The sequence below is a fragment of the Tenacibaculum sp. M341 genome, from assembly GCF_004337695.1.
GTDB lineage: Bacteria > Bacteroidota > Bacteroidia > Flavobacteriales > Flavobacteriaceae > Polaribacter.
On sequence record NZ_SJXJ01000019.1, the window covers coordinates 26,276 to 42,093 of the forward strand.

Consider the following 15,818-nt stretch of genomic DNA (forward strand, 5'->3'; position numbering starts at 1 on the left):
ATTGCATATTCATAACCTGTTCCTGTTCCTGTGCCTGGTGTAACATTGACTTCTATCAATCCTGAATTTACACCACAATTCGCATCTGTTAAATCAATCGATGCCGCTAATTGTGGATTGATATCATCATTTGCTGTTGCTGTACATCCATTATTATCGGTAATATTTACTACATGATTCTGTGCGCCTAATCCTGTAAAGGTATATGTTAACGTATTTATTGAAACTGGAGTTGCTCCATTTAATGAAACTAAATATGGTGCTTCTCCTCCTGTGATAGTTACATCTAACTCTCCATTCGTTCCATTATAACATGGCTCTGGACTAACTGAAACTGATAATGGTGTAGGTGCTGTTACTACTACTGCAAATGGTGCTGAACTACAAAGTGTTGTAACATCTGTTGCTACAACCCAATAGTTTCCTGCTGCTACATCTGTAAATGGTACTGATGTCTGTATTGGAGCTCCTGTTCCTGCTGGGTTTGTAAATAATCCGTAAGTATAAGCTGGTCCGTTTCCGCCTGTGGCACTAGGATCTAAAGTAGCACCTGTAGCTGGACTACAAGTAACTCCTTTTAATTCTGCTACTCCTGTAACTACTACTGGATCTGGCTGAGTGATAACAACTGTTCCTGCTGATACCTCACATGAAGTATTTCCTGTCTCTCTTACTTCTACATTATATGTATTAGCACTTAATCCTGTTACTGTAAATGGATTAGTGCTTGTTCCTGATCCACCTATTGGTAACCAAGTAGCTCCTCCGTCTATACTATATTCAAATGTGCCTGCTGCTGTACTTGTTAAGTTATCTACTACAATCTCAATAGTTCCATCACTTAATCCATTACAACTTACTGGTGTTCCTGATGAACTTGCCATTAACTCTCTATTGGCTTCTACTCGAACAGCTATAGTAGTCTCACAATTTTGTCCATAATCTAAAGTGATCGTGTAATCCCCTACTGGTACTGCTGTGAAAACTCCTGTAGTATTCGTACTTCCACTTGCTATAGCTGGTGAAATTGTATAATTATGTGTAAATGTTGTTGGTCCTGGAACTGCTGTAATCGTTACTGTTGCACTTCCATCACAATTATAATCTACAACTTCGCTTAATGTTGGCTCTGCTGGTAAAGCATCGATCGTTACATCTGGATAATCTAAGAAACATCCATTAGCATCTTCTACACGTACATCATAAACTCCTGCTGGTAATCCAGTTACTGTAGTCGATGTCGTAGATGTAAATGCTGCTCCACTTCCATCTATTCTATAATAATAGGTATAAGTTCCACTTCCTGTTCCACCTGTTGGCTCTGTGAAAGTAATACTTCCTTGAACTACTCCTGTTACTGAACATTCTAAATCTGTTGCTGTTGGATCGGTAGTAGATACAATTGGTGTTGGATTTGTGATTACTGCCTGAGCTGTTGCCGTACATCCATTTGCATCTTCTACTGTAATATCGTAAGTACCTGCTGATAAATTAGGGAAGTTTAATGGACTTGCACCTAAAGTTACTCCTGTTTGTGGAGCTATAGCATCTCCTCCTCCTGAACTTACTACACTTATATCATATGGCCCTTCGCCTGATCCAAATGTCAAACTAAAACTTCCATCATTTCCATCACATAATGGCTCTGTTACTACAACACTTGCTGTTGGATTTGGTATTTGATTAATTACTACGTCTTGTATAACTAACGGACAACCTGCACTATCGCGTACATAAACATCATAAGTACCGGCTGATACTGATAATGAATTACTTGTTACATAACTTGCTGGAGTTACTCCATCAGCTACTATTGCATATTCATAACCTGTTCCTGTTCCTGTGCCTGGTGTAACATTGACTTCTATCAATCCTGAATTTACACCACAATTCGCATCTGTTAAATCAATCGATGCCGCTAATTGTGGATTGATTAAAGCTGTTAATGTATTCTCACAACCTTTCCCGTCAACTACTCGTACTGAATTATTACTTCCTATTAATAATCCTGAATTGATTGTATATGTTAATGGTGTTCCTGAACTTGCAGAACCACTTACACTTGTTAAAGCTGTTGTAGAACCATTTAAGAAAATTTCAAATGGAGATTCTCCACTTGTAATACTAACTTCAATTGACTCATTACTACCATCATAACATGTTACCGGATCCAATGTAAAAATTACATCCTCAGGAGGATCAACTACTACTTCAAAAGGAACACATCCAACTTTAGTTACCGTAATACTTACATTATCTATAAAATTACCAACTGATAAACTTCCTGTTGCTGTAGAAATAGCTTCAAAAGCAATTACTGTTGATGTTTGACCTACTGGTACAGTATAGCTTCCTCTGTAAGTACCCCAAGCTGTATTATCATCTGACATATTCTGTGTAAAATCAGAAGCAGAAGATGTTATACTTCCTCCAATTCTTACTTGAGCTACATCGACTCCAGATCTACCTCTATGATTTAAAGACCAATTGATTATATCTCCAGGTATTGTACAAAACTCTTGATATAATGCTGATGGTAAATTTGCATTTAACTCAGCAAAATATTGTCCATCTGCAGCTGGTACTCCTTGGTATCCAGCTCTCCACAATTCTATTCTATTATCTGCATCTGTATCCCAACCTTCCACAGAAGTTTCTGGGAATATTCTGAATGTTGAAAAAGAACTTGGTACGTTTTCAAAACTTCCGTTTACAAATGCATCAGTTGAACAACCACATTCTGTACAATTATTATCATCTCGAATATTAACTGTATAAGTACCAGTCCCTAAACCTGAAAAAACATTCGATGTCTGCCAAGTAGCTCCTCCATCTATACTAAATTCGTAAGGAGGAATTCCTCCTGAACCTTGAACTGTAATTGATGCTGTATTTGCTGCTGTACAATTTGCTGTAGTTGTTACTGAACCAGTTACGTTTAAAAGGTCTGGTTCTGTAGTTACTACACTTCCTAAATCTCTTAAACATACTATTGCCCCAGAAGTTTCACGAATACTTACATCGTGAGTTCCTGCTGCAACCCCTACAATTCTAAATGGATTATCTGAAGTTGATGCCCATGTAGTACCTCCATCAATACTGTATTCATAACTTCCTCCGTTAAAATTACTTGCTTGAATTGTAATTGTCCCATTGTCAGAACCATTACATTCAGAATTTGTACTTCCTATAATACTACCAGTAAATTGTTGGTTTTGAAGAACATTTACTAAAAAGTCTCTTGGACAAGCTCTATCAGCTCTTACTGTAAATGTATGAGTAGCTGGATTTACATTTGTAAAAACATTAGAAGCTTGAGGTGTAGCACCGTTCCAACTATATGTATAAGTTAAAGCTGGTGTTGCAGGTGGATTGAACGTTACTGTAGCTGTTCCATCACAATTGTAATCAACAGTTGCTGGAATATCTGGAATAACAGGATGAGGATCTACCACTATTGTATCTACTGGTGACTCACAACCGTTACTATCTCTTACTGTTAACACATAAGTACCAGGTGTAATATTGTTCTTAATTAAAGAACTAGAATAAACTCCATTAATTCCATATTGATAAGGTCCTACTCCTCCAGTTGCAGCAGTAAAAGTTATTACTCCGTTTGGTTGAGGACATGTTGAATCTTGTGTTAAAGAAGCTGTACTACTTGGTGATGAAATTGTTTCAATAGTTATTGTACCAACAGAATAACTACATGAGAATCCGTTCTTTGTAGCTCTGATATCTATATCATAATCTCCTGCTGCTAAACCGTTAAATATATTTGAACTTCCAAAAGCACCTCCATTTAAACTATATTCTAAAGTGTGTCCAATTGTTCCAGGTGGATCTACTGTTGTTATTGTTATTGTTCCTCCAGTTGTACAAGTAACATCTGTATGAGATTCAGTAAACTGTAATGGTTCTTCAACAATCATTGTTAAAGGAGAAGAAACACTAGAACAGTTGTTATTGTCAACTATAATAAACTCGTATGTTCCCTCTGCTCCAGATGGAATATTATAAGTTGTACCAGTAGTAAAACCTAATAAATCATCTGCTGTTCCAGCTACACCATCTAAATTTATGCTAGAAGGTATACTAGAAACATTTGTATATGAAACTGCTGAAGCTGTTGCTGTTGCTGCAGGCGTGTAAGACCATAAAGCATAATTATAGCCTGGTGTTCCTCCAGCACCTGATAAATTTATAATTCCATCAGTACAATTAATATCTTTAGTATTAACAGCTGTTATTGTTAATGCACTTGGAACAGTAAAAGGTATCACACTACTCGTAAATGAACAATCACTTGTAGTTACTTGAACTGTGTAATTACCTGATGTTGTTATAGAAAAATCTCTTGATCTATCTGTTGTAGGTCCATGACTATTAACAACTGACGTACCATTTAAAACAGTGTAAGTATAAGGACCTGGAATTGCACTATTAATTTGAACATTAATTTCTCCTGTATCTCCTGCACACAATATTGGAGTAGATCCTACAGTTACATCTATGTCAATATTACTTATAGATACATCCTCTGGACCATAAACACAATTAGTTGCATTATTTCTAAAATAAACTTGATAATTTCCTGCTGTAGTTACTGAAAAAACATTTGATGTTTGGTATGCACCTGCTGCTGGTGCTGGTGAACCAGCTGTTACTAATGCATATACATAACCTGCAGGAACATTATTTACAGTAATACTACCTGGTGTAGAACAAATAATATTTTCTTCTACAATTGTAGGGTTTACTGTAGCTTTAAAAATTCTGAAGTAAAAAGTTTGTGGACAAATTCCTCCTCCAGAAGAAGGTGTTTCTAAAAGTAACCTATACCTTCCTTCATCTGAAAATGTTCTGGTTGGGTCATTTGCATTTGTTGCTACATCTACCCAACAAGCATCCGTAAAATTAGGACAGTCAACACTTGACTCTGGGGCACAAGATGTATCTAATTGCTGCCATCTCACTACTGTAGGAGCACTAACACCTGCCGATAAACTTCTTACATCTGCGTCACCACACAGATATATTTCTGACGTTCTTGTAACACCATCTGCAGGACAAATAACATGTCCATCTTCTGAAGCTATTAAAGGATTAGTACCAGCTCCAATATTAACTACGTTAAAAGTTTCTGTTGCAGTAACACAAGCCGCAGGAACTCCTGCTGGATTAGTTCTTTCAACAGTATAAGTACCTACAGCATTTACTGTAATTGTTGGTACATTACCTGTAGCAATAACAGTTCCAGAACCATCTCTCCATGTATAAGAAGCGAATCCTGAACCTGCTGTTAAATCTACAGAAGCACCACAAAATGGGACATCTGAAGTAAACGAACAACCACTTGTATCTACTAAAAAGTTAGAAGCTCCTATTATACCAAAATTACAAGCATCAATTCCAGATACACTAGGTGAATTATCAACGCTAACCCCACCTGTTCGTCCATCATACTCTGCAAAAGCCTGATTTTCTACAATATTAGAACAGACATCTCTTAATTGACTACAATCTGAAACTACTTGTACTCTAAATCTAATACTGTGTACTGCACCTCCCTCTTCAACTAAATTATCAGGAATTTCAAATTCTAATCTTCCTCCTGTTAAACCTGTTGGTGGTGTATATGTATAATTTATTGGTGTTCCTGTATCAGGATTTATAGGTAAAACAAGCGTAGATTCATCTAAATCAACATTTGCAGGTAAATCATCTGTTATAATTGTATTTACAGAATCGTCGGTACCTACATTCTGGAAGCTTATATCATACCATAATGTATCACCTAAATTAACTGTTGTTCCAGAGATATCATTTCCGATAGTTCCATCATCAATAGCTTTTACTAACTGAATATCAGGCTGAATAATTTCTATTGCCATTACATTTAAAAATGGCCAATACACATCTCCACTTGTTGTAAACCTAACATCTAATTCTGTTTGACCGTTTGTAATCAAAGAATTTCCTGCATTTAAAGCATCTACATCAAATAAATCTACATCAAATCCTAATGTATTTTCACTATCTGGTGTTCTATCAGTTACAAAATTATCATAACGAGTTATACTACCATTAAAAAAGTTTGTTGCTGGATTTCTATTAGGTGTGTTTACATTAATATAAGTTCCAGAAGTATTTTCTATTTGAAAGCTATCTCCAGGAATAAAACCATCACCTTCTAAAGCTGCTGTTAAAAACTGAGCTCTTACTGGTCCCGATGGAATAGTTACAAAATCTTGGAATCTAACATCTGCACTATTTGAACCATCAATTGTTGCAAAACCATCAAATACGTTTATATTTTTACTTGACTCAGTTTGATTTTCATATATAACAACCATTACCCAACCGGCTGCACCACCTAAACCATAATTATCATCTCTACCAGTTGTAGCTCTAATATCTGCAGCGTAGTATTCCCCTTCAGGATTGGATAATCCTTGAACTAATGCAGTAACATCTTTATAGCACACATAAGGGCGCTGATTTACAGCACCTCCATCATATATTACCTGATCACTAGTTATATCTAAATAATTTTGACCTGGCATTTTAAACTTTATATTCCTATAGTCACCTGGTCTTGCATTTTCTGTTTCCCAAGATTGATAAGGAAAAACCCCTGCCCAATATAATCCCGCATAAACAATTCTTGAACAATCTGGTAAATCTACCGTAGACTTAGATGATGAAAAAGTAGCTGCACTCCCCGCTATGCCGTCTGCATCATCAATATCTATATAATCCATAAATACATCTCCATTGTTCACTTGATCTAGTCTTGTGAAAAAAGATCTTCCACAACCATTAGTAAATGTTAATACATACAAATCACTTCTATTTGGATGCGGTGTATTAGGATCTATTGAAGTTGTTACAGGTATATATTCATAGTCACGATAACGATTACCACAACGATCTCTCCATCTGAAGAATCCTCCTCTTCTATATAGATCATTGGTATGACGCCTGTTCAAAATATTATTCCCTGCAAATGTAACATTACCTGTTACATTTATACCACCACTACCTAGCCTTTGAGTAAAGTCTACATCTGGTAGCCTTGATTTCATTGCGTCCGCGTGGGTTGCTTCTAATAATTTGTTTTTTACTACTGATTCTTTTGCGAAATCTTTACTCTGGGGTTGGATTTCTTCTAACTTAGTCACGTTTATTTTGCTTTGAGCAAAACCTAAGGTAGCATAAAGAATTACTAATACAAAAAGTATTTTTTTATTCATCATTTGGGGATTTAAGAATAAATATTTAACCGTTATAATTTAATAAATTAAAATATAATACCATTAAAAATAGCATTATATTTTAATTTAACACATAAGCTATCTTATATGTATGATGCTTTTTCTATCATAATATGATCCATTTAAATTATTATTATACAACTTAATAATTTCAGCACGATCACTTGTTTTATGAATATATATATGTCTATTACCTGTCTTAGGGTTTATGTAATATCCTGCATTAATTCCATCATTTTCTAATTCATCCAAGAATCTGTCAGCATAAGATTTCTTAGAGAAAACACCTACCTGCATATAATAACCTTCTTCTAAGTTACCAGTCTTTTTAACTGTAGTAACTCTCGCTCTTGGTTGAGTTTTAGGTTCTTTATATGTCTCTCCTTTAGCTCCCAATGTAATTTTCATCACATAAATAGGGTCTCCTTTTCCTCCTCCTTTGGCAGCTTTTAAGCTTCCTAAATCACTATCTTCAGAAGTATTTTCTTTTTCGAACCTAGCATCACCTTTTTTATTTACTTCTTCTACAATCTCTTCAGCATCTTCTTTCTTTGCAAAACGCTTAAAGTATACCACATAAGAATTATACTTAGGATCCTTTACATATCTTGCCTTAACTTTTCTTCTCTTGTACTCATTAACTTTATCTTTAGCCTTCTGAATATCTCTAAACTGATCAAAAGCAACATAATACATTGTACCACCTCCACCAGTTCTTGTTATTGTACTAGTTCTCCATGGTCTTGCTCTTCTTCTAGGTAAGGTTTGATCTCTCTCCTCTTCAGGTAATACTTGCTCTTCGTTATTTTCTTCTGTACTAGGAACATCTGTAACCTTTTTTGGTGGGGTGTTCTCTAATAACTTCAAGATATCATTTACCCTTTTATTTAATTTGATAATTGAATCTTGTGCTGTACGTATTTCATCAGATAAGCCCTCATGTTCAGGATCTTCGTATACATTCTTTCTGGTATCTATTGCTGGTGGCGGTGGAGCATTGTCTGGTAAAATTACTTTTACTTCGCTCGTTCTTGAATCTACTCTTCTTCCTCTTCTTCTTCCGAGAGAATAAATTAATCCAACTTCATTTGTTCCACTTAGGTTTTCTGGCTTTTCATACGAAAAACCAATAGATAAACGTTTATTTAAATTAATGCCAAAACCTGCGTTTATTCCAAATCTATTATCGTAACCTACTTTAATCCAACCTGCTTTTGGTAAGTCTGCTAAAACAGTTGCTCCATAAGAAAAGCTTTCTTGCAGTTCACTTTCTGGACCTCTTCTAGCAACCCCAATAGCTCTAACTGTTGTATCTTCAAAAAAACCTTTCATTGAATTTAACTTGAATGAATAAGCTGCATGAGCCGATATTGTTTTATCGGCAAAGTCAGTAACCATTTCACTGGTTTTCAAGTTAAAATCTCCTAAGTTTTCAAAAAATATTCCTACATCAAAATTACCGAATGATACTGTTGCTGCTGGCTGAAAAACCACAACAGGCTTATCTTGATAGTTATTGATTAGCGGATCAACACCATTAGATAAAATTCTAGGTTGATCTATACTTCTTCTGCTATATAAAAAGTTAAACCCAAAAGTTAATTTAGTTTTATCATTTAATTTTAATTGGTAAGCATAATTTCCAATTGCTCCAAAATCTTTAAAAACACCTATTTCTTGTTGAAAAACAGCAATACCTGCTCCTACATTTGAACGCATTTTCCCTGAATAACTTACTAAATGAAGCCTTGAAGCATCTTCAAATTCTATATTAGAACTTCTTGAAATAGCCTCTATTGTAGATCCATTTCTGTGTAATAAAGAAAACGTAGGTACAGACATGAAATTATTAAACTTCATGAAACCTCTTGATGAAAACGCATTATACTGATCGTCACTTATAGCTTGTGAAAAGCCTAATAAATGAATCGTAATAAATAGTACTAAAGTAATTTTCTTTACCATAAATCTTATCTCAAAATAGAAATTGTTCCTGCTTTAACTAAATCTTCGTTTTTAATAACTCTGAAATAGAATAACATTCCGTCTTTTAAATTATTGTCTAAAGGCCAATCATTTTGATAATCAGTAGTATTTAATACTTCTTTACCCCCAGAATTATAAATAATTACCTGAACATCAGTTTGAAATGCAAATCTGTTAGGTAATTCCCATGTATCATTTACACCGTCTCCGTTAAAAGGAGATATTATATTAGGAATCATTAGTTTCCCATCATCTTCTACTACATTCAATTCTCTTTCAGCTCTACACGAATCTACAAAACCTACTAACGTATATGTCCCTAATATATCTACTTCTAGTGCGTCTGACGAAGATAGTAAATCTCCGTTTTCATTATACCATTCATATGAATCTGCTCCTGTAGCTTCAAATCTTACTGTTTCTCCTGGCTCTAAAACAGCTGTTGATGAAGGTGTTACTTCTAAAACAGTTTCATCAAATTCAACTACTTCTATCTCTGGTACATCTATAAGACAACCAAATCCTTCAAAAGTCACTCTATAAACACCTACTTCACTAATAACTAAAGTACTAGGATCTGCAACCGTTAATTCTACATCATCTTTAAACCATCTATATGTAAATCCTGGTTCTACTGGAATACTAAACGTAATCGTTCCTCCAGGACATAGCTTATTTGAAATAGAAGATGATGTTATTTCAGCATTTTCTAATGTAAGAAGTATATCTATTTCATCTGACAATCCTACTAAAGAAGGACTTAAATCTGCTTCTAAACTATAACTCCCATTATCATTGTAAGAATCTAAGGATAATTGAGTTAGTGTTTCTCCTGTAATTTCAACACCGTCCTTTAACCATTGGTATCTTATATAATCAGGATGATTTATTTGTTCATCTGTAAGGTCGTATTCATTTCCGTCAGATGCTATCACTTTAATTCCTTGTATAGTTAAATCTGTATCTCCATTTGAACAATCAGCATAACCATTTCCTGGTCTTATTATAGGTGTTACAGCCGTAACATCCAATACTGTGATTTCTGGTGAAGTATCTGACACAGGACATGTTGACGTGTTATCTGTTACAACTGCAGTATAAACACCTTCTTGAACTGCATTCCATTCTGTTGAGTTACTTCCAGGTAATTCAACTCCATCTAAGAACCATGCAATTGTAGCAGAGCTAGGAGCGTTGTTTATCTCTAAAGTCGCTGTTTCTCTTGGTAACCTTATAACAGTAGCACTACCTTCAATACCAATGTCAAAACCAGCAGCTGATCGTTGTTGAATTGTCACATCATTTTGAGACCTTGTTACACAACCTCCTACCGAAATTTCTAAATGAAAAACTCCAAATTGGTTTCCTACTGGCGGTTCATATGTACTACTATTGATTCCTGTAATTTCAGCTCCGTCTTTGTACCATATATATGTATAGCTAGGATCTGTAATACTAGATTCTAATTCATAAGTTTCATTAGCACAAATTTCAATTAAATCAGGACCGTTTATCCTAACACTTGAAGGTGCTACCCCTGTGGTTACTGGTATAATAATAGATTGATTACTAACACCACTCGCTGTACAAGCTCCATAATCTATTGCTACATAATATTGACCTGGTTGAGAAACTACCAACGAAGGTCCTGTTTCTCCAGGAACCTCTATAGTATCTTTAAACCATGTATATGTATATTCTGATTTTGGATTTGCTAAAGCAATAGTTTTAGTTTCTCCACCACATAATGTCTCTGCACCTGCATTTACAAGACTCATATCCTCAGGAACAATATAATAAGCTTCAAAAGGATCTGAAGGAGCACTTGTTACTGCTGGATTACTTGCAACTAATCTTATTCTGTAGTTAGGACTGTAAGAACCTGCTGGTAAATCGAACCTTGCTCCATCAACGAAAAAAGCTTGATTGGTATCAACTCCTCCAATAACTCTGGCTACAGCACCAACATCTTGATGCATATCAGCAGGGTCATCAAATACCCCATCAGCATTTGATAACTCAATTCTAAATTCATTATCGTTTGGAAACGCAAGATTGAACCTAAAACCAAACTCTATACTAGTGTTTGTTGGTTCTTTACAATTAGTATTAGTCACCAAAGTTGGTGGTCCATTAAAGTCTTGCCCATGGGTATATACACCGCACAACAAGAACAGTAATAAAAAAACTAATTTTTCTATTTTAACATACTTATACATCATAAATAGATGGGGACTATAAAAATTTTAAGTATCAAAAAGATACATTTAACAAACAAATATATATATTTTATAAAAAAAAAGTGCATTTATTTATTTATTTTTTTATTTTATAAACACTTTTACTCAAATTATTACGTTAATTTTACCATATTATTGTACACTATATGCGTAAAATTTACATATACTTCTTAATATTTTTCCCTTTTATCATACAAGCCCAAACTGGAGGAACGAATGCTTTCTCTTTTTTAAATACTTCTACTAACGCTAGACAAACTGCTTTAGGAGGGAAAATTTTCACTTTAGTAGATGATGTTGATCAACCTAAATGGAATCCTGCAAGTATTAATTTAGACATAGATAGAAAACTTTCAGTAAACTACACTGGTTACTTAGCAGATATTTCTATAGGTTCAGTTTCTTATGCACATCGTTTTAGTAGATACTCTAAAACGATTCACTCTAATATAACCTACTTAAATTATGGTACTTTAATTGCTGCCGATGCCGATGGAACAGAAACTGGAACTTTTAATGCAAGTGATATTGCACTCTCTGTTGGGTATGCATATCAAATACCTAATACGGATATTCATGTAGGTGCTAATTTTAAATTTATTTACAGTACTATTGCTTCTTTTTCTTCTACAGGAATTGCGGGGGATTTAGGTATCATGTATTACACTCCTCATAAACCTTATATTTTTTCGTTAGTACTACGAAACATTGGAACTCAACTTAGTTCTTTTAATGGAACTTCTGAAAAACTACCTTTTGAAATTGCTTTGGGAGCTTCTTACATGTTAGAAAATGTTCCTATTAGAGGATATCTTACAATAGATAATCTTCAGAAATGGAATGTAAGTGTACCAAATCCATCAAATAGTACTTCTGATTTAGACGGGAACACTACAGAAGAGAATATATCATTTCTTAATAATGCTTTTAGACATGTAATTATTGGTGCCGAACTTTTTCCAAAAAGAGCTATTAATCTTAGAGTTGGATATAATTTTAGACGAGGAAGTGAACTTCAGTTACAAAACGTTAGAACTTTTGGAGGTATTTCTTTTGGTTTTGGATTAAGAATGAACAAAATAAAGATTAATTATGCTTATTCTAAATTTCACTTTGCTTCAGATGTGAGTACTTTTGGTATCTCTATTGACCTCAACAAGGAAAGATCTTTAGACAATAAAACTAAGTATTAAAATATTTCATACTAAAACAAGATCACAGATTATCTTTTTAATACACTAATGTAATTGAAGATATACAAGTATATTTGTACTATCAATTTTTTAAAATGAACAAAGGAATTACAATAGCTATAGACGGATTTTCTTCAACAGGAAAAAGCACTATAGCAAAGCAACTTGCGAAGCATTTGAATTATATTTATGTAGATACTGGAGCTATGTATAGAGCTGTAGCCCTTTATGCTATTAATAACAATTTAATACAAGAAGACTTAAAAAAAGAACTACTTATAAATGATTTAGACAAGATTAAATTGAATTTTGTTTATAACGATTCTTTAGGTTTTGCTGAAATGTATTTAAACGACATTAATGTTGAGAAAGAAATACGCACTATAGAAGTTTCTAAATGGGTAAGTAAAGTAGCGGCTATTTCAGAGGTAAGAAAAAAACTAGTTTCTGCACAACAAGAAATGGGTAAGAATAAAGGAATTGTAATGGATGGTAGAGATATTGGAACTGTTGTTTTTCCTGATGCTGAATTAAAATTATTTATGACAGCTTCTGCCGATAAGCGTGCTAAAAGAAGGTACAAAGAACTTATTGATCGTGGTGACGATGTTAACTATGAAGAAATTTTAGAAAATGTTCAAGAACGTGATAGAATAGATTCTACTCGAGAAGATTCTCCTTTGGTTAAAGCTTCGGATGCAGTTGAATTTGACAACTCTGATATGGGATTAAAAGAACAATTTGAAAGAATTCTTAGTTTAGTCAATGATATTATTTAAGAAATAAAATCTCTGAGAATCGCGTATTTGTTTTTTTCTTTACATATGTACGAAATACTCGATTCTCAGAAATCATTAAAATTTTAGCTTTTCTCTATAATTATTGTAAAATCGAAATTGTTCCTGCTTTTACTAAATTTTCGTTTTTTATAACTTTAAAATAAAAAAGCATCCCTTCTTTCAAATTATTTTCTAAAGGCCAATCGTTCTGATAATCGTTTGTATTCAAAACTTCTTTTCCATTAGAATTATAAATAACAACATTTACATCGGTTTGAAAAGCAAACTTATTTGGTAATTCCCATGTATCATTTACACCATCATCATTTAAAGGACTCAGAATATTAGGTATCATTAATTTTCCGTCATCCTCCACTACTTTCAATTCTTTCTCTACTCTACATGAATCTACAAAACCAACCAGAGTATAATTACCTAAAATATCAACCTCTAATACATCTGTAGACGAAAGTAAAACTCCTGATTCATTATACCATTCATACGAATCTGCTCCCGAAGCTTGAAATCTCACAGTTTCTCCAGGATTTAACAATGCAGTTGAAGATGGTGTTACTTGTAACACTGTTTCATCAAACTCTTTTACTTCAATTTCTGGTAAACTCACCAAACAACCAAAACCTTCGTAACTTAAAGTATACACTCCGACTTCATCAACCTTTAAATTACTCGGATCAGCTACTACTAACTCTTCTTCATTTTTGAACCACCTATAGGTAAAACCTGAAGTTAAATCTACTTCAAAAGTAATTTCTCCTCCTGGACATAGTGTATTTGATACAGAAGAAGAAAGAATTTCTACATTTTCTAATGTAAGTAATGTATCTAAATCTTCTGATCTATCAATAACAGAAGGACTCGCGTTTGCTTCTAAAGTATACGTTCCATTTTCATTATATGAAGCTAAAGATAAAAATGTAGATGTTTCTCCTATTATCTCACTACCTTCTTTAAACCATTTATATCGAATATAATCTGGGTGATTTATCTGCTCAAATGATAAATTATATGTATTACCATCTGTAGCTCCAACTTCAATACCTTCTATCTCTATGTCTGTTGACGCATTAGAACAATCTCTGTAACTATTCTTATGACGAATTTTCGGATTTATAGACACTACATCAAGAACTGTAACTATAGGAGATGTATCAGAAACAGGGCAAGTAAAAGAATTATCAACAACTACGGCTCTATACTCACCTTCTTCTACAGCTAACCATTCCGTAACATTACTACCGTCTAACTGTCTTGTTCCATTAAACCAAGTAATGGTTGAGTTGCTAGGAACATTAGTTAGTTTTAATACTGGTGATTCTCTGGGAAGCCTAACGATGGTTGCAGGTCCTTCAATACCAATATCAAAATTTGCAGATGCTCTTTGACGTATAGTTACGTCGTTCATTGACCGTGTTACACAATTACCTACTAAAACTTCTAAATGAAAAACTCCAAACTGATTTCCTATTGGAGGTGTATAAGTTTCACTATTTATCCCTCTTATTTCTGATCCGTCTTTATACCATTTATATGTATAACTTTGATCAATTACACTCGATTTCAATTCAAAACTTTCATTTGCACATAGCTCTACTATATTGCTAGAAGGAGCTTCAATTCTCAAACCTGAAGGAGCTGTAGCCCTAGTTACAGGAATACGTAGAGATGAGTTGGCTATAGCAGGAGTTGTTCCATTACAATTTCCATAATTAACAAAAACCTGGTATTGTCCAGGTTCTGTTATAACTAACGAAGACTGAACTTCACCGGGAATCTCTGTAAAATCTTTGTACCAAACATACTCATACTCAGCATTTGGATTTTTTAAAGCTAAAGTAACCGTTTCACCAGCACATAATACTTGTGCTTGATCTTCAGTTACCAAAGTCATATCCTCTTCTTCAATAAAATATGCTGCAAATTTATCCGATTCTGGACTCTCTATTGATGTATCGGTAGATGATACTATTCGTAACCGGTAATCATCTCCTCTAGTTCCAATTGGAATATCAAATCGTACTACTCCCCCAGTACCAAAAGGATCATCATTTCTATCGTTTATCCTACCTAGAATAGTAGGGGATGTAAAATCTCCTGATTCATCTGATAATTGCATTATAAACTCATTATCATCAGGAAAATCCCCTCGAAATTCTAGCGTAAACTCAATACTTCTATTTCTTAAAGTTTTACAGTTTGTACTGGTTTCTAAAACAGGCTTTAGTATTCTTTGCCCATAGGTACAAATTGTACATAATAAACAAAATAATAGAATTAATAATTTTTCTTTTTTAATATTTTTAGACATAACATTTGGAGATT

The 15,818-nt window shown here is 34.0% G+C and carries 6 protein-coding genes; 2 read left to right on the forward strand and 4 right to left on the reverse strand.

What is annotated here, in order from left to right; all coding sequences use genetic code 11:
* From EYW44_RS22335 to EYW44_RS17535, 3 genes are all read right to left on the reverse strand, one after another.
* Window positions 1-7,259: hypothetical protein (locus EYW44_RS22335; protein ID WP_165872263.1), on the reverse strand; the 7,259-nt coding region annotated here is incomplete at its 3' end.
* A 99-nt stretch (window positions 7,260-7,358) separates the two neighbouring features.
* Window positions 7,359-9,245: a PorP/SprF family type IX secretion system membrane protein gene (locus EYW44_RS17530; RefSeq protein WP_132725636.1), complete on the reverse strand. Its 1,887-nt coding sequence runs from the start codon at window positions 9,243-9,245 to the stop codon at window positions 7,359-7,361.
* A gap of 5 nt (window positions 9,246-9,250) precedes the next feature.
* On the reverse strand, window positions 9,251-11,488 hold the full coding sequence (locus tag EYW44_RS17535; RefSeq protein WP_132725639.1) for a gliding motility-associated C-terminal domain-containing protein: 2,238 nt from the start codon (window positions 11,486-11,488) through the stop codon (window positions 9,251-9,253).
* 164 nt (window positions 11,489-11,652) lie between these two features.
* On the opposite strand from EYW44_RS17535, the gene porQ reads away from it, so the two are divergent.
* Both porQ and cmk read left to right on the forward strand, forming a co-directional pair.
* On the forward strand, window positions 11,653-12,699 hold the full coding sequence (porQ, locus tag EYW44_RS17540) for a type IX secretion system protein PorQ (protein WP_132725642.1): 1,047 nt from the start codon (window positions 11,653-11,655) through the stop codon (window positions 12,697-12,699).
* A 95-nt stretch (window positions 12,700-12,794) separates the two neighbouring features.
* Window positions 12,795-13,478, forward strand: a complete 684-nt coding sequence (gene cmk, locus EYW44_RS17545; protein WP_132725645.1) for a (d)CMP kinase — start codon at window positions 12,795-12,797, stop codon at window positions 13,476-13,478.
* A gap of 100 nt (window positions 13,479-13,578) precedes the next feature.
* Here the strand turns inward: cmk and EYW44_RS17550 are convergent, their stop codons facing one another.
* Window positions 13,579-15,804, reverse strand: coding sequence for a gliding motility-associated C-terminal domain-containing protein (locus EYW44_RS17550; protein WP_132725648.1), 2,226 nt, complete (start codon window positions 15,802-15,804; stop codon window positions 13,579-13,581).
* Between the last annotated feature and the right edge of the window lie 14 nt (window positions 15,805-15,818).

What these genes read in the sequence shown, in the direction of transcription:
- EYW44_RS17530 (WP_132725636.1), bottom strand. Translation starts at nt 9,245, where the DNA reads ATGGTAAAGAAAATTACTTTAGTACTATTTATTACGATTCATTTATTA.
- EYW44_RS17535 (WP_132725639.1), bottom strand. Translation starts at nt 11,488, where the DNA reads ATGATGTATAAGTATGTTAAAATAGAAAAATTAGTTTTTTTATTACTG.
- porQ (WP_132725642.1), top strand. Translation starts at nt 11,653, where the DNA reads ATGCGTAAAATTTACATATACTTCTTAATATTTTTCCCTTTTATCATA.
- cmk (WP_132725645.1), top strand. Translation starts at nt 12,795, where the DNA reads ATGAACAAAGGAATTACAATAGCTATAGACGGATTTTCTTCAACAGGA.
- EYW44_RS17550 (WP_132725648.1), bottom strand. Translation starts at nt 15,804, where the DNA reads ATGTCTAAAAATATTAAAAAAGAAAAATTATTAATTCTATTATTTTGT.